General features: G+C 75.2%; 19 protein-coding genes. 7 read left to right on the top strand and 12 right to left on the bottom strand.

The window, feature by feature from the left end:
- The first annotated feature begins 17 nt into the window (after positions 1-17).
- The gene (locus UXQ13_RS04010) at positions 18-869 is read left to right on the top strand and encodes a deoxyribonuclease IV (RefSeq protein ID WP_225232031.1); all 852 of its coding nucleotides are present in this window, start codon (positions 18-20) and stop codon (positions 867-869) included.
- Positions 870-879: 10 nt separating this feature from the next.
- On the opposite strand, the gene UXQ13_RS04005 is transcribed toward UXQ13_RS04010, so the two are convergent.
- The gene (locus tag UXQ13_RS04005; RefSeq protein ID WP_225232032.1) at positions 880-1893 is read right to left on the bottom strand and encodes a threonine aldolase family protein; all 1014 of its coding nucleotides are present in this window, start codon (positions 1891-1893) and stop codon (positions 880-882) included.
- A complete protein-coding gene (locus tag UXQ13_RS04000; protein WP_225232033.1) occupies positions 1886-3223 on the bottom strand; it encodes a class II 3-deoxy-7-phosphoheptulonate synthase in 1338 nt (445 codons plus the stop codon). The genes UXQ13_RS04005 and UXQ13_RS04000 overlap by 8 nt, the downstream gene beginning before the upstream one ends.
- An 83-nt stretch (positions 3224-3306) precedes the next feature.
- Here UXQ13_RS04000 and UXQ13_RS03995 point away from each other — a divergent pair, with 83 nt between their 5' ends.
- Positions 3307-4206 carry an NmrA family NAD(P)-binding protein gene (locus UXQ13_RS03995; RefSeq protein WP_225232034.1) on the top strand — a complete coding sequence of 300 codons (900 nt, stop codon included), beginning with the start codon at positions 3307-3309 and terminating at the stop codon, positions 4204-4206.
- Between the two features lie 14 nt (positions 4207-4220).
- Here the strand turns inward: UXQ13_RS03995 and UXQ13_RS03990 are convergent, their stop codons facing one another.
- A complete protein-coding gene (locus UXQ13_RS03990; protein ID WP_225232035.1) occupies positions 4221-4703 on the bottom strand; it encodes a polyadenylate-specific 3'-exoribonuclease AS in 483 nt (160 codons plus the stop codon).
- A gap of 26 nt (positions 4704-4729) precedes the next feature.
- On the bottom strand, positions 4730-5635 hold the full coding sequence (locus UXQ13_RS03985; protein WP_225232036.1) for a short-chain dehydrogenase/reductase: 906 nt from the start codon (positions 5633-5635) through the stop codon (positions 4730-4732).
- Between the two features lie 98 nt (positions 5636-5733).
- Here UXQ13_RS03985 and UXQ13_RS03980 point away from each other — a divergent pair, with 98 nt between their 5' ends.
- The 3 genes from UXQ13_RS03980 to UXQ13_RS03970 are packed head-to-tail and all read left to right on the top strand — an operon-like array spanning position 5734 to position 8725.
- Positions 5734-7251, top strand: coding sequence for a flavin-containing monooxygenase (locus UXQ13_RS03980; protein WP_336391847.1), 1518 nt, complete (start codon positions 5734-5736; stop codon positions 7249-7251).
- The gene (locus tag UXQ13_RS03975; RefSeq protein ID WP_336391846.1) at positions 7248-8174 is read left to right on the top strand and encodes an alpha/beta fold hydrolase; all 927 of its coding nucleotides are present in this window, start codon (positions 7248-7250) and stop codon (positions 8172-8174) included. Before UXQ13_RS03980 ends, UXQ13_RS03975 begins: the two co-directional genes overlap by 4 nt.
- Positions 8171-8725 carry a TetR/AcrR family transcriptional regulator gene (locus UXQ13_RS03970; RefSeq protein ID WP_225232038.1) on the top strand — a complete coding sequence of 185 codons (555 nt, stop codon included), beginning with the start codon at positions 8171-8173 and terminating at the stop codon, positions 8723-8725. The genes UXQ13_RS03975 and UXQ13_RS03970 overlap by 4 nt, the downstream gene beginning before the upstream one ends.
- A gap of 21 nt (positions 8726-8746) precedes the next feature.
- On the opposite strand, the gene UXQ13_RS03965 is transcribed toward UXQ13_RS03970, so the two are convergent.
- Positions 8747-9508, bottom strand: a complete 762-nt coding sequence (locus UXQ13_RS03965) for a lysophospholipid acyltransferase family protein (protein WP_225232039.1) — start codon at positions 9506-9508, stop codon at positions 8747-8749.
- A gap of 127 nt (positions 9509-9635) precedes the next feature.
- On the opposite strand from UXQ13_RS03965, the gene UXQ13_RS03960 reads away from it, so the two are divergent.
- The gene (locus tag UXQ13_RS03960; protein ID WP_336391845.1) at positions 9636-10397 is read left to right on the top strand and encodes a hypothetical protein; all 762 of its coding nucleotides are present in this window, start codon (positions 9636-9638) and stop codon (positions 10395-10397) included.
- A 17-nt stretch (positions 10398-10414) separates the two neighbouring features.
- Here the strand turns inward: UXQ13_RS03960 and UXQ13_RS03955 are convergent, their stop codons facing one another.
- The 4 genes from UXQ13_RS03955 to UXQ13_RS03940 are packed head-to-tail and all read right to left on the bottom strand — an operon-like array spanning position 10415 to position 13302.
- Positions 10415-11398 carry an ROK family glucokinase gene (locus tag UXQ13_RS03955; protein ID WP_225231741.1) on the bottom strand — a complete coding sequence of 328 codons (984 nt, stop codon included), beginning with the start codon at positions 11396-11398 and terminating at the stop codon, positions 10415-10417.
- Positions 11395-11724, bottom strand: a complete 330-nt coding sequence (locus UXQ13_RS03950; protein WP_336391844.1) for a hypothetical protein — start codon at positions 11722-11724, stop codon at positions 11395-11397. The genes UXQ13_RS03955 and UXQ13_RS03950 overlap by 4 nt, the downstream gene beginning before the upstream one ends.
- Entirely contained in the window at positions 11721-12863 is a 1143-nt protein-coding gene (locus UXQ13_RS03945; RefSeq protein WP_225232040.1) for an ArsA family ATPase, read from the bottom strand. The genes UXQ13_RS03950 and UXQ13_RS03945 overlap by 4 nt, the downstream gene beginning before the upstream one ends.
- A gap of 7 nt (positions 12864-12870) precedes the next feature.
- Positions 12871-13302 carry an SRPBCC family protein gene (locus UXQ13_RS03940; protein ID WP_336391843.1) on the bottom strand — a complete coding sequence of 144 codons (432 nt, stop codon included), beginning with the start codon at positions 13300-13302 and terminating at the stop codon, positions 12871-12873.
- Between the two features lie 152 nt (positions 13303-13454).
- On the opposite strand from UXQ13_RS03940, the gene UXQ13_RS03935 reads away from it, so the two are divergent.
- Entirely contained in the window at positions 13455-15257 is a 1803-nt protein-coding gene (locus UXQ13_RS03935) for an AMP-dependent synthetase/ligase (RefSeq protein ID WP_225232042.1), read from the top strand.
- Here the strand turns inward: UXQ13_RS03935 and UXQ13_RS03930 are convergent.
- From UXQ13_RS03930 to UXQ13_RS03920, 3 genes are read right to left on the bottom strand one after another with little or no spacing between them, the layout of a single operon-like run.
- Positions 15254-16402, bottom strand: a complete 1149-nt coding sequence (locus tag UXQ13_RS03930; protein ID WP_318249952.1) for a glycosyltransferase family 4 protein — start codon at positions 16400-16402, stop codon at positions 15254-15256. The two genes, UXQ13_RS03935 and UXQ13_RS03930, sit on opposite strands and share 4 nt — an antisense overlap.
- The gene (locus tag UXQ13_RS03925; protein ID WP_225232043.1) at positions 16390-17625 is read right to left on the bottom strand and encodes a M48 family metallopeptidase; all 1236 of its coding nucleotides are present in this window, start codon (positions 17623-17625) and stop codon (positions 16390-16392) included. The genes UXQ13_RS03930 and UXQ13_RS03925 overlap by 13 nt, the downstream gene beginning before the upstream one ends.
- A gap of 44 nt (positions 17626-17669) precedes the next feature.
- Positions 17670-18728: a C40 family peptidase gene (locus UXQ13_RS03920; protein WP_225232044.1), complete on the bottom strand. Its 1059-nt coding sequence runs from the start codon at positions 18726-18728 to the stop codon at positions 17670-17672.
- Between the last annotated feature and the right edge of the window lie 30 nt (positions 18729-18758).

Below are 18758 nucleotides of genomic sequence, written 5' to 3'. Positions count from 1 at the left end.
CCCCCGTCGGGGCGCACGTGTCGGTCAAGGGCGGGTTGGCCACCGGCGGCCTGGCCTACGCCGACGCGGTCGGTGCGCAGGCGGTCCAGGTCTTCGTGGGCAACCCGCGCGGCTGGCGGCGCTCGGCCGGTGACCCGCAGCAGGACGCCGCGTTCACCGCCGGCTGCGCCGAGCGCGGGATCCCCTCGTTCATCCACACCCCGTTCCTGGTCAACGTCGGTTCGCCGTCCGCGGCCACCGTCGAGGCCTCGGTGGCCACGGTCGCCGCCGACCTGGCCCGCGGCGTCGCGCTCGGCTGCGCCGGCGTCGTCGTGCACGCCGGGTCCTCGGTGGGCGAGGACCGCTACGAGGCCGCGCTGGCCCAGCTGCACGACCGGCTGCTGCCGGTGCTCGACGGCCTGCCCGACGACGGTCCCTGGCTGCTGGTCGAGCCCACCGCGGGCGGCGGCCGGGCGCTGGCGGCCACCGTGCAGGACCTGGGCCCCTACTTCGCCGCCCTGGAGCACCACCCGCGGCTGGGCGTGTGCCTGGACACCTGCCACGCCTGGGCCGCCGGCCACGACCTGGCCACCCCGGGCGGGACGGCGGCCACCCTGGACGCGCTGGAGGCCGCCGTCGGGCCGGGCCGGCTCGGGCTGGTGCACGCCAACGACTCACTCGACGGCTGCGGCTCGCTGCGCGACCGGCACGCCACCATCGGCGCCGGGCAGATCGGGGTGGCCGCCTTCGCCGAGCTGCTGGCCCACCCGACGGTCGCCGGCGTCCCCGTCGTGGTGGAGACGCCGATGGCCGGCGAGACCGGCCCGTGGGACGGGCACGCCCGCGACATCGCGCTGCTCCGCGAGCTGCGCGACCGCGTCGCCGTCTGACCCTGCGGGGTCAGAGCAGCGGGGCGAGGACCTCCACGGCGCGGTCGATGCCGGCGTCGTCGACGTCGAGGTGGGTCAGCAGCCGGACCTTGGTCGCCGACACCTGGCTGATCAGCACGCCCTGGCCCTTGGCGGCCTCGGCCAGCATCGGGGCCGCGACGCCGTCGAGCACGACCATGTTGGTGTGCACCGTCGCCGGGTCCACGCCGAGCCGCTGCGCCAGGGACCGGGCCCGCGCGTGGTCCTCGGCGAGCCGGTCGACGTGGTGGTCCAGGGCGTAGTGACCGGCCGCGGCCAGCACGCCGACCTGGCGCATCCCGCCGCCCAGCCGCTTGCGCCACAGCCGGGCCTCGGCGATCCGGTCGGCCGAGGCCACCAGCACCGAGCCGATCGGCGCGCCCAGGCCCTTGGACAGGCAGACCGAGGCGGTGTCGGCCAGCCGGCCGTAGGTCGACAGCGGCACGCCGGAGGCGACCGCGGCGTTCCAGATGCGGGCGCCGTCCAGGTGCACCGCGACACCGGCGTCCCGGGACCAGGCGTACAGCTTCTCCAGCTGCGCCAGCGGCTGGACCAGCCCGCCGGCCCGGTTGTGCGTGTTCTCCACCGCGATCGCCGCGGTCGGCGTCAGGTGCCAGTTGCCGAAGGGCCGGACCTGCTCGATGAGCTGGTCGGCGTCCAGCACGCCGCCGGTGGAGACCACCGTGCGGGTGGACAGGCCGAAGATCGCCGCCGCGGCACCCATCTCGTAGGTGACCACATGCGCCTCGGCGTCCCCGAGCACCTCCTGGCCGGGCTGGCAGACCAGCCGCATGCCGATCTGGTTGCCCATCGTCCCCGAGGGCACGAAGACCGCGGCCTCGTGGCCGAACAGGTCGGCGACCCGCTCCTCCAGCGAGTTGACCAGCGGGTCCTCGGAGTAGACGTCGTCGCCGACCTCGGCGTCGGCCATCGCTGCCCGCATCCCGGCCGTCGGCTTCGTGACGGTGTCCGACCGCAGGTCGACCATGCCGCTGTCCTCAGCCACGGAGCATCTCCGCCACGAGGAAGGCCAGCTCCAGGCTCTGCCCGGTGTTCAGGCGGGGGTCGCAGGCGGTCTCGTACCGGCTGCTGAGGTCCTCGTCGCTGATCTCCATGGCGCCGCCCAGGCACTCGGTGACGTCCTCGCCGGTCAGCTCCACGTGGATGCCGCCGGGCCAGGTGCCCAGCGAGCGGTGCACGTCGAAGAAGCCGAGCACCTCGTCGACCACCCGGTCGAAGTGCCGGGTCTTGTAGCCCGACGGCGACTCGTGGGTGTTGCCGTGCATCGGGTCGCACTGCCACACGACCTGGTGGCCGCTGGCGGTGACCTTCTCCACGATCCCCGGCAGGACGTCGCGGATCTTGCCGTTGCCCATCCGGCTGATCAGCGTCAGCTTGCCGGGCAGGCCGTCGGGGTCCAGCCGCTCGACCAGCTCGACGGCTTGCTCGGGCGTCGTGGTCGGGCCGATCTTGACCCCCACCGGGTTGGCCAGGTTGGCGGCGAACTCGATGTGCGCGCCGTCCATCTGGCGGGTCCGCTCGCCGACCCACACGAAGTGCGCGCTCAGCGCGTAGGGGCGGCCCTCGTGCATCCGCATCAGGGCGCGCTCGTAGTCCAGGATCAGCGCCTCGTGGCTGTTGAACAGCTCCACGCTGCGCAGCGCGGAGTCGTCGACCCCGCAGGCCCGCATGAAGCCCAGCGCCCGGTCGATCTCCTGGGCGATGACCTCGTACCGCACCCCGGCCGGGGAGGAGGCCACGAAGTCCTGGTTCCAGTGGTGCACGGCGTGCAGGTCGGCCAGCCCGCCGCGGGCGTAGGCCCGGATCATGTTCATCGCGGCGGCCGAGTTGGCGTAGGCGCGGACCAGCCGGTTGGGGTCCGGGATGCGCTGCACCGGGTCGGGGTCGAAGGAGTTGACCATGTCGCCGCGGTAGGAGGGCAGGCCCAGCGCGTCGATGTTGGAGCTGCGTGGCTTGGCGTACTGGCCGGCGACCCGGCCCACCTTGACCACCGGGACGCTGGCGCCGTAGGTGAGGACGACGGCCATCTGCAGCAGCGTGCGGGTGGTGGCCTGCAGGTGCGGCTCGGTGTTGAGGTCGAAGGTCTCCGCGCAGTCCCCGCCCTGCAGCAGGAAGGCCTTGCCCTGCGCCACGTCGGCGAGCTGGGCGCGCAGCGCGTCCACCTCGCTGGGCGCCACGATCGGCGGCACGGTGGACAGCGTCGCCAGGACGGCGTCCAGGGCGGCCCGGTCGGGCCACTCCGGCTGCTGGGCGGCAGGGAGGTCGCGCCACCTGTCCAGGCCCGGGACCAGCTCGGCAGGTTCGGTCAGACTCACGGTGGAAGGGTACGGCGGGCCGGGGACACCCCGGTCCGGAGCCCTGTGCACCGACGCACGCCCGGCCCGATGGAGAGGAACCCATGACCCGCCTGATCACCGTCACCGGTGCGACCGGAGCGCTCGGGGGCCGGGTCGCCCGGCTGCTGGCCGCCGGCGCCGCCGACCACGGCGCCGCCCTGCGCCTGGTGGTGCGCGACGCCGCCCGCGCCCCGCAGCTGCCCGGCGCCGAGGTCGTCGCACACCCCGGCGGCTACGCCGACGAGGCCGGGCTGACCACCGCCCTGGCCGGGACGAACACGCTGTTCCTGGTCAGCGCGGCCGAGGCCGAGGACCGCACCGAGCAGCACCTGGCCGCCGTCCGGGCCGCGGTGGCCGCCGGGGTGGACCGGATCGTCTACACCTCGTTCCTCGGCTCCGAGGTGGGCGCGACCTTCACCCTCACCGCCACGCACGCGGCCACCGAGGCCGCGCTCGGGGACACCGGTCTGCGGACGACGGTGCTGCGCAACTCGATGTACGCCGACTTCGTGCCGTTCTTCGCCACCCCCACCGACGACGGCGGTGCGGTGATCGCGGCACCGGCCGGGGACGGGGCGGCGTCCTTCGTCTCCCGCGACGACGCCGCGGAGGTGGCCGCCACCGTCCTGCTGCGCGACCACCCCAGCACCGACGGCCGGGTGCTGGACGTGACCGGCCCGGAGGCGCTGACGCTGGCCGAGGCGGCCGCCGTGCTCACCGACGTGACCGGCCGCCCGGTGCGCTACGAGGCGCAGACGGTGGAGCAGGCCTGGGCCACCCGCCGGCCCAGCGGCGCCCCGGACTGGGAGGTCGAGGGCTGGGTGACCAGCTACACCGCGATCGCCGCCGGCGAGATGGCCGTGGTCAGCGATGTGGTGCGGGCGTACACCGGCCACCCGGCCACGTCGGTCCGCGAGCACCTGCAGCGGCACCCCGAGGACTGGGCGGCCCTGCGCCCCTGACCTCCGGGATGGGGCTAACGGCGGGCCTGCACCGCTTGCCAGACCGCGAGCCCGTGCCGGGCGTCCACGAGCGCGTCGTGGGCGTCCGGCGACTTGGGCGGCAGCGGCGGTGACCCGGCGTCCTCCCAGAGCTGCTTGAGCTCGTGGGTGAACCGCGGCACCTTGCGCGGCAGCGCCGGCATCGCGCCCCACAGCTGGCACAGCACGACGTGGTCGTAGGCGGCGATCCAGGCCCACAGCTGGACCTCCTCACCGGGGCCGGTGAGGAAGTCCAGCAGGGAGTCGCGGATCTGCGCCCGGGTGCGCCAGGCCCTGTCGGCCGGGGACGGCAGCTTCTCCAGCACGTTCTTGCGCACCCACGGGATGGCGCGGGTCGGGTCGAACTCGGTGGAGACGGCGTAGAACTCGCGACCGGTCTCGTCGACCACCCCGATGGACACCAGGTCGATCGTGGTGCCGTCCTCGATGAACTCGGTGTCGTAGAAGTAGCGCCGCACCCGGCAACCCTAGGCGGGCGCCGGGATCAGCTGCGGCTGCGACCGCGCTCGACGGAGTTGGCGCCGAACTCCTCGCCGCCCAGCGCGGCGATCTCGCGCTCGAGCTGCGGGACGGCGGTCTTGGCCTGAGCGAGCACCAGTTTCTCCCCCACCGCGCCGACGACGGCCTGCCGCCAGGCCGAGAAGAAGCCCACCGAGCGGGGCACGAAGACCCGCCGGCCCCGGTCCTCCAGGTTGCGCAGCAGCGCGTCGGCGCAGTCCGACACCGAGGTGTAGGAGCCCAGCGGCCCGGGGAGCCGGTCGAGGGTGGCCTTGAAGGTGGGCAGCGCGGCCTTGGTGTCGCGGACCATGTCGGTGTCGATCCACACCGGGTGCGCGCTGGCCACGGTCACCCCGCGGTGGGCCACCTCCAGCCGCAGCACGTCGCCGAAGCGCTCCAGCCCGGCCTTCGCCGCGCAGTAGGCGCTCAGCCCCGGCAGCACGGAGAAGGCGGCCGCCGAGGAGATCAGCAGCACGTGCCCCCCGCGCTTGGAGATCTCGGGCAGCGCAGCGTGCGCGGTGAACATGGCGCCGGTCAGGTTGACCTCGATGGTGCGGGCCAGCGCCCGGGCCGAGGCGGTGGCCACGGTGTTCATCGGCGCGATGCCGGCGTTGGCGACCACGACGTCCAGCCCGCCGAACACGTCGACCGCGCGGGCGACGGCGGCGGCCATCGCGTCGGCGTCGGTGACGTCGGCCTCCACCCACAGGTGCTCGGGGCCGAGCTCGGTGGCGACCTGGGCCAGCAGCTCGGGCTCGAGCCCCACCAGGGCCACCCGGGCGCCCTTCGCCGCGGCCTTGCGGGCCAGCTCGGCGCCGATGCCGCGGGCGGCGCCGGTGATCAGCACGGCCTGGCCGGCCAGCGAGCGGGGGGTGCGGTTCCTGCGGGCCATCGTCGGCTCCTCGTCGTCGAGTTCGCTGTTGAGCACTGCTCAACGTCTGTGTACCGTGTTGAGCGTTGCTCAGCAAGCCGTCAGCAGAGGAGCGATCGGTGACCAGCACGCTCGAGGAGTCCGTCCGCCCCACCGCACGTGAGGTGCACGTCGCCGTCGTCGGGTCCGGCTTCGCCGGCCTGGGCATGGCCATCCAGCTGCGCCGGCAGGGCATAGAGGACTTCGTCGTCCTCGAGCGGGGGGACGACGTCGGCGGCACCTGGCGGGACAACACGTACCCGGGCGCCGCCTGCGACGTGCAGAGCAACCTCTACTCGTTCTCCTTCGCGCCGAACCCCGACTGGCCGCGCACCTACTCCGAGCAGCCGGAGATCTTCGCCTACCTGCGCGACGTCGCCGACCGCTACGACGTGCGCGACCGGCACGTCTTCGGCGCCGAGGTCACCTCCGCCACCTGGGACGACGCCGCCCGCCGCTGGGAGGTGTCGACCACCGCCGGGGACTTCCGCGCCGCGGTGCTGGTCTCGGCCGCCGGCGCGCTGGCCGATCCGTCCTACCCCGACATCCCGGGCATCGACAGCTTCGCGGGCACGGTCATGCACTCCGCCCGCTGGGACCACGAGCACGACCTCACCGGTGACCGGGTGGCCGTGGTCGGCACCGGCGCCTCGGCCATCCAGGTCGTGCCGGCGATCCAGCCGGTCGCCGGCTCCGTGGCGGTCTACCAGCGCACCCCGCCGTGGGTCATCCCGCGCGGCGACCGGCCCACCACCGCGGCCGAGCGGGCGGTCTACCGGCGCTTCCCGGCCGTGCAGAAGGCCGTGCGCGGCGCGCTGTACGCCGGGCGGGAGTTCCTGGTGTTCGGGATGGCCAAGGACCGGCGGTTCCTGGCGCCGGTGCAGAAGCTGGCCCGCACGCACCTGGAGCGGCAGGTCCGCGACCCGCAGCTGCGGGCGCAGGTCACCCCGGACTACACGATCGGCTGCAAGCGGATCCTGATCAGCAACGACTGGTACCCGGCCATCTCCGCCCCCAACGCCGAGGTGGTCACCGCGGGGATCGCCGAGATCCGGCCCCACTCGGTGGTCACCCGGGACGGCGTCGAGCGGCCCACCGACACCCTGGTGCTGGCCACCGGCTTCCACGTCACCGACCTGCCGATCGCGCACCGGATCACCGGCCGCGACGGCCGCACCCTCGCCGAGGTCTGGGCCGACGGCATGGTCACCAACCGCGGCTCGGCCGTCGCCGGGTTCCCGAACCTGTTCCTGCTGGTCGGCCCCAACGTCGGGGTCGGGCACACCTCGATGGTCTACATGATCGAGTCCCAGGTGGCCTACGTCGGCCGAGCGCTGCAGGCGATGGCCACCGAGGGCCTGGCCACCCTGGAGACCACCCCGGCCGCGCAGGAGGCCTACCGGGAACTCATCGCCGAGCGCTCGCAGGGCACCGTCTGGCTGGGCGGGGGCTGCGGCTCCTGGTACCTGGACCGGCACGGCCACAACACCACGCTCTGGCCGGACTTCACCTTCCTGTTCCGCCGGCTCACCCGCACCCTCGACCGCGAGAACTACGTCGGGACGACGGCGCGCGAGACCGCGGAGGTGGCCGCGTGACCGGCACCCCCGCCACGACCGTGCGGCACGCGGTGCACGCCGTCCCCACCCCGGACGGTGCACAGCTGCACGCGACCGTCGACGGGCCCGAGGACGCCCCGGTCACCGTCGTCCTGGCGCACGGCTGGACCCTGGCGCAGGCCTCCTGGGACGACGTCGCCGCGCTGCTGGCCCCCGACGTGGCCGCGGGCGACGTCCGGCTGGTCCGCTACGACCAGCGCGGCCACGGCCGGTCCACCTGGGGGGAGACCGACCCGGTCTCCATCGACCTGCTGGGCGAGGACCTGGCCGTCGTCCTGACGACCCTGGTGCCCCGCGGCCCGGTCGTGCTGGGTGGGCACTCGATGGGCGGCATGACGATCATGGCGCTGGCCGCGGCGCACCCGGAGGTCATCGGCGACCGGGTCCGCGGGGTCGCGCTGGTCGACACGTCGGCCGGCGAGCTGTCCCACCCGCCGCGCACCGCCGTCGAGCGGCTGCAGGAGCGCCTGCTCCCGGCCGTCGGCGCGTGGGCCGTCGCGCACTCCCGGCGCGTGGAGGGCTGGCGCCGGCTGGTCCCGCCGTCGAACCCCCGGCACCGGCGCGTCGTGCGCGGCATCCTCTACGGGAGCGACGCGACCGACGCGATGGTGGCCCGCGGCGCGGACATCATGGCCGCGTCGTCCGTGCGGTCCTTCGCCGCCTTCTACCCCGCCCTCGGTGCGCACGACAAGGCACAGGCGCTGGCCGAGCTGGGCACCGTCCCGGTGGAGATCCTGGTGGGCGAGGCGGACAAGCTCACCCCGGTGAAGCACTCCGGTCGGCTCGCCGAGGCCATCCCGACCGCGCACCTGCAGATCGTGCCCGGCTGCGGCCACATGCTCCCCCAGGAGCGGCCGGACCTGGTGACCGCCGCGATCCGCCGGCTGCTGCCGACGCCGTGACCGCGGCCCGGCGGTCGGCCGCGGACCGGCGGGCGCAGCTGGTCGAGATCGGCCTGGAGCTGCTGCCCACCACGCCCGTGCCCGAGCTGACCATCGACGAGGTGGCCCGGCGGGCGGGGATCAGCCGCAGCCTGCTCTTCCACTACTTCGCCACCAAGGCCGACTACATCGACGCCGTCACGCGGGCGGCGGCCGATCTGCTGTGCGACCACGTGCTCGGCGACGCCGGCACCGGGGCGCAGGCCGGCATGCTCGACCGGTTCGTGGAGTGGGTGGAGACCTACCGGGACAGCTACGTGGCGTTCGTCCGCGGCGCGGTCGGCGGCGACCCGGCGGCGGCCACTGTCTACACGCAGGCCCGCGAGCGCCTGGTCGACGGGACGCTGGCCGTCGTCGGGCTCCCCGACGACCCGCGGCACCGCCAGCTGGTGCGCTCCTGGTTCGCCTTCACCGAGGACCTGGTCATCGGCTGGACCGCCGAGCCGACCATGAGCCGCGACGACGTCCTCGCCCTGGCCGCCGACGTGCTGGACCGCATCACCGGTCGCTGACCGGCACCGTGCGCGGGCGACCTAGCCGGCGAGGCTGCTCGGCAGGCGGTCGGCGGCCTCGTGCGGCGGCGGCTGCAGCTTGCCGACGACCTCGACGGCGCTGGATCCGGTGGAGTCCATCGACTTCTTGACCTTGGCCCCGTACAGGTCGACGTACTCCTGGCCCGACAGCAGCATGATCTCGTACATGATCTCGTCGGTGATCGAGCGCTCGACGAACCGGTCGCCGCTCATGCCCTCGTAGCGGGAGAAGTCCAGCGGCTCCCCCACCACGACGTCCACCCGGGTGAGCTTCTTGCCCAGGAAGCGGAAGCTGCGGCCGGGGACCATCGCCACCGGCACCACCGGGCAGCCGGTCTCCAGCGTCATCCGGGCCACACCGGTCTTGCCCCGGAACAGCCGGCCGTCGGGCGAGCGGGTGCCTTCGGGGTAGATGCCCAGCACGTTGCCCTCGCGCAGGATGCGGATGCCGGTGGACAGCGCGGCCTCGGCGGCGTCGGCGCTGGTCCGGTCGATCGGCACCTGGCCGCTGCCGGCGAAGAACACCCGCTGCAGCGCGCCCTTGATGCCCGGCGCGGTGAAGTACTCGGCCTTCGCCAGGAAGGTCACCCGGCGCTTGAGCATCAGCGGCATGAAGATCCAGTCCGAGGCGGCCAGGTGGTTGCTCGCCAGCACCGCCGCGCCACGGCGCGGCACGTTCGACGCACCGGTCACCTGCGGACGGAACACCAGACGGACGATCGGCCCGATCGCGACGTTCTTGAGGAACCAGTAGAACAACACGCCTCCCTCAGCGACGCCCAGACTAGGGAGCGAGGGTGCCAGGTCACAATCGGGGGGCCGGACGACCCTCCCCCTGGACAACCGGCCGGGGGCCGACGAGGCTCCACACCGTGCACGGGAGGCCAGGATGAACGCTCGGCGCGGGCGTCGGGACAACGGCCTGCAGGCCGCGCTGTGGCATCCCCTCCGCGACGTCGACCCCCGGGTCGGCGAGCACCTGCTGGACGTGCTGCGCGAGGAGGGCATCGCCGCCTACCTGGCGCCCTCCACCGACGTCGGCCCCTACACCCGGACCCAGTTCCTGCCGTCGCCGCCCACCGACCGGCTCTTCGTCGACCGCGCCCGCCGGGCCGACGCCCGGACGCTGGTCGACACGCACGCCGACGAGCACCTGCCGGCCGCGCCGACCCCCCGCCGCCGGCGGACCGACCGGGCCGAGGACGACGCCGCCACCGACGCCGAGTTCGCCCGCATCGTCGCCGCCTGGGAGGCCGAGGAGGCCGCCACCGGGCCCACCGACCTGCCCGTCGAGCCGCCGGCCGACGCGTCTGCTCCCCCGCCGGCCACCCTGCCGGTCACCCCGCCGGTCGTCGAGCAGCCCCGCGACGACCCCCCGCCGCCCCCGGCCGAGGTCCCGGTGCTGGACCGGCCCGACGAGCACTTCGAGCCCCCGGCCCCGCCGCCGCTGCCGGTGCTGGCCCCCGCGTCGCTGTACGCGCTGCTGCTGATCCTCGCCGGGGCGGTCTGCATCGTCACCCCGGGCACGCTCGGGCTGAGCCTGGACGTCGGCATCGTGATCGGCGTCCTGGCCGTCGTCGGCGGGGTCGCCGTCCTGGTGTCCCGGATGCGCGACCGGTCCGACGACGACGGCGACGGGGCCGTCGTCTAGCCGGTCTCTCCCTCCGGCTAGGCCGTGCCCTCGGCGACGGCCAGCCGGACGAGGTCGGCGGCGCCGACCAGGCCGGCCTGGGCGCCGAGCTGGGCGCCGACGACGGTCGGGCCGGGCCGGAAGCCGCGGCCGGGCAGCGCCCGCTCGAGCCGCTCCCGGGCCGGGCCCAGCACCATCTCGCCCAGCACGCTGACGCCGCCGCCGATGACCACCACGTCGGGGTCCAGGATCGCCGCCATGTCCGCGATGCCCTGACCCAGCCAGGTGCCGACCTCGGCGAGCAGCTCCAGCGCCAGCGGGTCGCCGGCCTTCGCCGCGGTGGCCACGTCCTCGCCGGTCAGCCGCTCGGCCCGGCCGCCCACCCGCTCGAGCAGCAGCGCGGCGGCCGCCGGGGAGCTGGTCGCCACCTCGCGCGCGGTGAGGCCCAGGGCGTTGCCCGACGCGTACTGCTCCCAGCAGCCCCGGTTGCCGCAGGCGCAGAGCCGGCCGTCGGGAACGACCCGCATGTGGCCCCACTCGCCGGCCACGCCGTGCGCGCCGCGCTGCAGCCGGCCGTCGATGACCATGCCGCCGCCGATCCCGGTGCCCAGCGTGATCATCACGGCCAGGTCCGAGCCCTGCGCCGCGCCGTACCGGTACTCGGCCCAGGCCGCGGCGTCGGCGTCGTTGCCCACCCACAGCGGGCGCTGCAGCCGCTGCGCGAGGTCCTGGCGCAGCGGCTGGTTGCGCCAGGCCAGGTGCGGGGAGAACAGCACGGTGTCGCCGGTGCGGTCGAACCAGCCGGCCGCGCCGACCCCGACGCCGACCAGCGGTCCGCCGTGCCGCTCGGCGAGCTCGTCGACGACCGCCGCGATGGCGTCCTCGGTGGCGCGGACGGACTTGCCGGGGGTGGCGCGGCGGGCGGTGTCGGTGATCGTGCCGTCGGGCTGGACGACGCCGCCGGCCACCTTGGTGCCGCCGATGTCGATGCCCAGGGCCGGGAGGTCCTGCGGGGAGCTCATGCCACCTCGATGTGCTGCACGGGAGCCGGCCGGGGGGCCGGTTCGGGTTCGGGGGCCGCGTCGTCCGCGGCCGGGGGGTCGTCACCGGGTGCCGGGCGGGCGAGCCCGCGCAGGGCCGTCGCCGCGGTGGACAGCAGGTCGGCCAGGGCGTCGGACAGGTCCGGCCGCTGGCCGCGGAGCACGGCCAGGGCGGTGCACAGCGGGCAGGTCCGGCACTCGGCGGAGTGGTCCTCGCCCAGCTCGGCGGTGACCGTGCCCAGGAACCCGTTCAGGCCCTCGGCCAGCCCGCGCAGCTGGTCGCCCAGGGCGGACGTCGGGTCGGTCACCGCGACGCCCCGGCCCGGACGTCCTCGGCGGCCAGCAGGTCGGCCGGCCACTGCGCGGGGTCGGTGACGAAGCGCACGGCGAGGGCGGCGGCCGGCGTCCCGGGGTCGCGCACCGAGGCCGAGGTGACCGCGCACCGGCGCAGCAACGAGTCCAGCGGCAGCGACCGGCGCACGCCGGCCACGCCGACCACCAGCTCGTCGCCCCACCGGGTCAGCTCGACCTCCCCGCGACCGGCGCCGGGCAGCGGGACGTCCAGCACCCAGCCGGTGCCCTCGCGCCGCGAGGAGGGCCCGGCCGGTGCCGCGGGCAGGTCCGGCAGACCGACGCCCAGCGCGGTCAGGGCGTCGACGTCGGCGGGCGGGCGGGGTGCCTCGGCGAGCTCCCCGACGGGGAAGCCGGTGCCGTGCAGCTCGGCGCGCACCTGGTCCTGGGCTGCGGCCCGCGCGGCCGCCCACTCCCCCGCGCCCCCGGGCAGCACCCGGGCGAGGGTGGCCGCGGCCAGCGGCCGGCCCAGCAGGCCGACCCCGGCGGCGGAGCCGCGCAGCGCCGGCAGCGCGCGCGGGTCCGGCGGCAGCACGAGGTGCACCTCGACGTCGGGCACCCGGTCCACCAGCGCCTCGGTGGCCGTCAGCGCCGCGAGGGCGGCCTCGAGCACGCCCGGGCGGCCCCGACCGGCCGCGGACCGGACGGCGGCCAGCACCCGCAGCCGCGGCGGGGCGAGCTGCGCGGACCACCAGCGCAGCGCGGCCGGCAGCCCGAGCAGGGCGGTCGCCCGGTCCACCGGTCCGGCGTCCACGACCAGCACGTCGGTGCCGCCGGCCGCGGCCACCCGGCCGAGCTCCACGAGCAGCGCGACCTCCCCGGCACCGGGGAGCGGCACCACCGACGAGGCCGGCGGCAGACCCAGCGCCGGGACCAGCGCGGCGAGCTGGTCGGCGTGGCCCGCCCACGCCGCCTCGACGGCCGGGCCGGGGGCCACCACCTGCACGGCGACCTCGTCGGCCAGCCCGGCCACGGCGGGCGCGCCGGCGGTCAGCAGCCGGGTCCGGTGCCCGGCCCGCGCGGCGGCCAGCGCGGTGGCCGCGGCGACGGTGGAGGAGCCGGCCCCACCGGGGCCGGTGACGAGGAGGGTGCGCACCGGCCGGTCAGGCCTCGACGCGCTTCTTGAGCTCCTTGAGCGCGGTGTCCAGGATGACCTTCTCCGCCTTGCGCTTGATCATGCCCAGCATCGGGATCGACAGGTCGATGCTGATCGCGTAGGTCACCTCGGTGCCGCCGCCGCTCTCGACCAGGGTGTAGCTGCCGTCCTGGCGCTTCTGCATCTGGCCCTGCACCAGGGTCCAGCTGACCCGCCGGTCGCCCTCCCAGGTGTAGGCCAGCACGTAGTCGTCCTTGACCGCACCGGCGTCGAGCACGAAGTGGACCTGCTCCGCCCGCCCGTCGGGGCCGGTGCGCAGGACCTCCACCGTCTTGGCGGCCGAGACCCACTCCGGGTACGCCGGGAAGTCGGCGATCACGGCCATCACGGCGGACGCCGGCGCGTCGATCACGATGGACTGGGTGGACTGGTCGGCCATGCGCGCAGGGTAGTCGCCGGGCCCCGCGGCCGTCCCCCGGTGCAGGTCACCTACTCACCAGTAGTGGGGCCCGCTAGATTGGTGGACCACGATCCCGCGTCCGCAGGCCGGCGACGAGGCTGGCCCCTCCGCGCGGGGAGGAGAGGACCGGCGTGCGCGAGCTGAGCGTTCCCCCCACCTACTCGGTGGGACCCGACGAGGCACTGCCCGACATGGTGGCGCTCAACGCCGCCGAGGCGGGGTCGCAGGTCGGCCTCCGCCGGCAGGTCGACGGCGCCTGGGTCGACGTGACCTACGCGGAGTTCGCCGAGCAGGTGCGCGCCGTGGCCAAGGGCCTGGTGGCCGGTGGGGTGCAGGCCGGTGACCGGGTCGGCCTGCTGGCCAAGACCCGCTACGAGTGGACGGTGCTGGACTTCGCGATCTGGACCGCCGGCGCCGTCGTCGTCCCGATCTACGAGACGTCCTCGGCCGACCAGATCGGCTGGATCCTGAGCGACTCCGGGGCCCGGGCGCTGGTGGTCGAGAGCTCCTCGCACGCCTCGGCCGTCGACTCCGTGCGCGACCAGGCGCCCGACCTGGGCCCGATGTGGGTGATCGACGACGACGCGGTCGGCACCCTGTCCGCGGCCGGCGACGAGGTCCCCGACAGCGAGCTCGAGGCCCGCCGCGCCAGCCTGTCCCCGGACAGCCTGGCGACCCTGATCTACACCAGCGGCACCACCGGCCGGCCCAAGGGCTGCGAGCTGACGCACGCGAACTTCCTGTTCGAGATCGGCAACGGGATGACCCTGCTCGGCCGGTTCATGAACATGGACGGGTCGTTGCTGCTGTTCATCCCCCTGGCCCACGTGCTGGCCCGGGTGCTGCAGGTCGGCGCCGTCCGCACCCGCACCGTCATCGGCCACACCCCGGACGTGAAGGACCTGGTGGGCGACCTCGGCCGCTTCCGGCCCACGTTCGTGCTCGCCGTCCCCCGGGTCTTCGAGAAGGTCTTCAACCAGGCCAAGGCCACCGCCGACGAGGGCGGCAAGGGCAAGATCTTCGACAAGGCCGCCCAGACGGCCATCGACTGGTCCCGCGCGCAGGACACCGGCGGTGCCTCGCTGCAGCTCAAGGCCCTGCACAAGCTGTTCGACGTCCTGGTCTACGGCAAGATCCGGGCCGCGCTGGGCGGCCGCTGCGTGGGTGCCATCTCCGGTGGCGCACCGCTGGGCGACCGCCTGGGCCACTTCTTCCGCGGTGTCGGCGTCACCGTCTACGAGGGCTACGGCCTCACCGAGACCACCGCCGCGGCCGCGGTCAACCACGACGCCGCGTTCAAGATGGGCACCGTCGGGCGGCCGCTGCCGGGCACCGACGCGGCCATCGCCGAGGACGGCGAGGTGCTGCTGCGCGGCGGGGTCGTCATGCGCGGGTACTGGAAGAACGAGAAGGCCACGGCCGAGGCCATCGACGCCGAGGGCTGGTTCCACACCGGCGACATCGGCGAGCTCGACAGCCAGGGCTTCCTGAAGATCACCGGGCGCAAGAAGGAGATCCTGGTGACCGCCGGCGGCAAGAACGTGGCCCCCGCGGTGCTGGAGGACTCGGTGCGCTCGCACGCGCTGGTCAGCCAGTGCATCGTGGTCGGCGACCAGAAGCCCTTCATCGCGGCGCTGATCACCCTCGACGAGGAGGCCCTGCCGGGCTGGCTGAAGGCGCACGGCAAGGACGCCTCGCTGACGGCCGAGCAGCTGCGCGACGACCCGGACGTGCTGGCCGAGCTCGACGCCGCGGTCACCCGGGCGAACAAGGCCGTGTCGCACGCGGAGTCCATCCGCAAGTTCCGGGTGCTCGGCATCGACTTCACCGAGGCCAACGGCACGCTGACCCCGAGCCTGAAGCTCAAGCGCAACGTGGTGATGAAGGAGTACGCCGACGAGGTCGAGGCGCTGTACGCGAAGGCCAGCGCCTAGGCGGACCCAGCCCCGTCGGGGTCGAGCAGCGCGGCGAACGAGGCGCCGATGGTGTCCCAGGACCAGCGCTGCTCGACCCACGCCCGGCCGGCCGCCCCCATGGCGGCCGCCCGGGCCGGGTCGTCGAGCAGGCCGGTGACCGCGGCGGCCACGGCGGTGGGTGACCGCGGGTCCACCACGTGGCCGGTGACGCCGTCCTGCACCGCCTCCGGGGCCCCGCCCGAGGTGCCGGCGACCACCGGGCGCCCGCACGCGGCCGCCTCCAGGTAGACCATCCCCAGGCCCTCCACGTCCAGCCCGGCGCGGCGGGTGCGGCAGGGCATGGCGAAGACGTCGCCGGCGGCGTAGTGCTCGGGCAGCGAGGCCGGCGGCACCGGACCGGTCAGCTGCACCGACGCCGACAGCCCCAGCTCGGTGACCCGGCTGCGCAGCCGGGCCTCGTCGGGTCCCCCGCCCACCAGCAGCAGGCGCGCAGCGGGGTGCCGGGCCAGCACCCGGGGCCAGCCCTCGACCAGGACGTCCTGACCCTTCCGCCGGACCAGCCGGGAGACGCAGACGACCACCGGGGCATCGCCCAGGCCGTACCGGTCGCGCACCGCGGCGCCGTCGGCACCGGGGTGGAAACGGGAGACGTCCACGCCCGGGGACAGCTGGCGCAGTGCGGTGCGGTCGCCCAGCGCCGGTGCCAGCCGGCCCCGGGTGAACTCGGAGATGTAGGTCAGCACGTCGACCCCGCCGGCGATGCGCTGCAGCAGCTGGCGGCCCACCGGCAGCGCCACCCACCCGGTCTCGTGGCCGTGGGTGATCCCGAGGCTGCGCCGCACGCCCGCCCGGTGCAGGCCGGGGGCCAGCAGGCCCAGCGGTGCGGCTGCGCCGAACACGACCGTCCCGGCCCGGTGCTCGCGCACGAGGCCGGCGGCCACCCGCGCGGTGCGCGGGGTGGGCAGCAGCATCGCCGTGGGCAGCCGCACCACCCGGTAGGGCAGGCCGGCGTCGTGCTCGGCCGCCCCCGGGGAGGTCGAGGCGAGCACCACCAGGTCCTCGGGCGGGAGCCGGTCGAGCAGGGCCGCGACGAAGGTCTGGATGCCGCCCTGCCGCGGCGGGAAGTCGTTGGTGACGACCAGGGTCCGGGTCAGCGCGACCACTCCTGGGCGGCGGCCACCCGCTGGGCGGTGGTGGGGTGCGACCCGAAGAACCACTGCCAGGCCGCCGGCGGGTCGGGCTGGTTCAGGTTGGCCACCGCCAGCCGGCGCATGACCGCGGCGAACGCGTCGGGGTCCTCGGCGAGGTCCAGGGAGTGCTGGTCGGCCCGGGCCTCGAGCTGACGGGACACCCCGTTCTGCACCGGCGTGGACAGCAGCGTGCCCACCGCGACCAGCAACAGGACCAGCGGGACGACCCGCGGGTCACCGGGGCCCTCCGCGCCGGCCCGCCGCAGCAGCGGTGCCGAGCCCAGCAGCCAGCCCAGCAGCGCCACCCCGGCCCCGGCGCCCAGCGCGCCGACGAGGGTGCCGGTCAGGACGTCGTCGGTGGCCACGTGGCCGAGCTCGTGCGCGGCGATCGACTCGATCTGGTCGTCGGGCAGCTGGTCGAGCAACGTGTCGTAGACGACGATCCGGCGGGTCGACCCGAACCCGGAGACGTAGGCGTTCAGCGCGGTGGTCCGCCGGCTGGCGTCGGCCACCAGGACGTCCTGCACCGGGGTCCCGTTGGCGGCCGCGAGGTCGAGCAGGTCGGTGCGCAGCGGGCCGGCCGGCAGGGAGGTGAAGTCGTTGAACGCCGGCTCGATGACCACCGGGTAGAGGAACGACCCGGCCACCACCAGCCCGGCCGCCCCGACGCCGACCCACGCCCACCAGGTCCGCGGGGCCCGCCGGGCCACCGCGACCAGCAGCACCAGCCCGAGGGCGGTCAGCCCCGCGGTGATGCCGGTGTCCACGGCCACGTCGCGGGCCCACAGCGGCCAGCTGCGGGTGGACAGCCCGAAGCGGTGCCGCACCACCTCGCCGTAGGCGGCCAGGGGCAGCGTCACCACCCGGCCCGCCGCGGTGAGGACGACGGTGCCCAGCACCACCTGCCAGAACCACCCCCCACCGAGCGGCCGGGCCACCGCGGTCACCCAGCGGGCGCCGGTGCGGGTGAGCCCCAGCACCCCGCTGACCACCAGGCCCAGCAGCAGGTTGGCGACCGACGCCGGGCGCAGGGCCGCGGCGAAGGAGTCCGCCCGGTCCAGCTGGTCGGTGGTCAGACCGCCGGTCGGGTCGCTGACCTGCGGGGTCGCCGCCCACGGGATCCGCAGCCACAGCACCACGACGAGGGCCAGACCGAGCGCGAGCGCCGTCAGCAGCGCGAGCCGACGGGGGGTCACCGGTACACCGTACGAGCCGGACCTTGGCCGCGGCCGCCGGCGGCTCAGAGCAGGCGGCGGGCCCCCGCGTAGCCGGACATGTCGACGCTGGACACCTTGACCACGTCACCGGACGTGGGCGCGTGCACCATCATCCCGTTGCCGAGGTAGATGCCGATGTGGCTGACCGGCGAGTAGAAGTAGACGAGGTCGCCGGCCTGCAGGTCGGCGCGGGAGACCGCGGACCCCATCCGGGCCTGGGCGGCGCTGGAGTGCGGCAGGGAGATGCCGGCCGCGGCGTAGGCGTAGGCGGTCAGGCCGGAGCAGTCGAAGCTGCCGGGCCCGCCGGCACCCCACACGTAGGGGTCCCCGCGCTGGGCCATCGCGGCGTCGACCACGGCCTGCGCGGCATCGCTGTCGGCGACCACGGCGGCCGGCGGGGTGACCTCGGGGCCGCTGGTGGCCTGGACGACCTCGGCCTGCTGCGCGGTGGTCAGCGCGGCGTACTGGGCCTGGTAGGTGGCGATCTGCTGCTGCAGCTCGGTCTGCTGGGCGGTGACCTGGTCGAGGGTCTGCTGCGCCTGGGCGCCGGCGGCGTCGGCCGCGGCCTGGGCGTCGGCGGCGACCTGCGCGGCGGCCGACACCTGGGTGAGCAGGTCGTCGGTGTGGCCGGCGATGACGTCCAGCGTGCTGACCTGGGCCAGGAAGTCCTCGGGCGAGCTGCTGGTCAGCAGCGCGGCGAAGCTGGAGGGGTTGCCGGTGTAGGCGCTGACGGCCACCTCGTCCATCTGCGCGCCCAGGCTCTGCAGCTGGGCCTGCGCAGCGGTGACGGAGTCCGCCGCTGCGGTCGCGGCGGCCTGCTGCTCGGCGAGCTGCACCTGGGCGTCGTTGACCTGCTCGGTGACCACCTCGAGCTGGTGGGTCGCGTCGGCCACCAGCTGGGTCGCCTCCGCGGGGCTGCCGGCCTGCGCGGGTGCGGCCACCGCCGCACCGGGCGCCAGGGCCAGCACCAGGCCGGCGGCACCGACCAGGACCAGCCCGCGGGCGGACCAGGCTCGGGCGGCCGTGGCCGGGGAGGGGTGGGACCAGGTGGGGACGACCACGATGCGCGAGTGCTCCTGCACCCCGGCCGAGACCACCCTGGGGACAGGTGG

It is taken from the genome of Klenkia terrae, assembly GCF_037083865.1.
In the GTDB taxonomy this organism is placed as follows: Bacteria; Actinomycetota; Actinomycetes; order Mycobacteriales; family Geodermatophilaceae; genus Klenkia; species Klenkia terrae.
The sequence above is the reverse complement of the archived record's forward strand: the minus strand, read 5'-3'. Positions and strand labels throughout refer to the sequence as shown.

What these genes read in the sequence shown, in the direction of transcription:
- UXQ13_RS03985 (WP_225232036.1), bottom strand. Translation starts at nt 5,635, where the DNA reads ATGGCCCGCAGGAACCGCACCCCCCGCTCGCTGGCCGGCCAGGCCGTG.
- UXQ13_RS03955 (WP_225231741.1), bottom strand. Translation starts at nt 11,398, where the DNA reads ATGAGCTCCCCGCAGGACCTCCCGGCCCTGGGCATCGACATCGGCGGC.
- UXQ13_RS03960 (WP_336391845.1), top strand. Translation starts at nt 9,636, where the DNA reads ATGAACGCTCGGCGCGGGCGTCGGGACAACGGCCTGCAGGCCGCGCTG.
- UXQ13_RS03995 (WP_225232034.1), top strand. Translation starts at nt 3,307, where the DNA reads ATGACCCGCCTGATCACCGTCACCGGTGCGACCGGAGCGCTCGGGGGC.
- UXQ13_RS03940 (WP_336391843.1), bottom strand. Translation starts at nt 13,302, where the DNA reads ATGGCCGACCAGTCCACCCAGTCCATCGTGATCGACGCGCCGGCGTCC.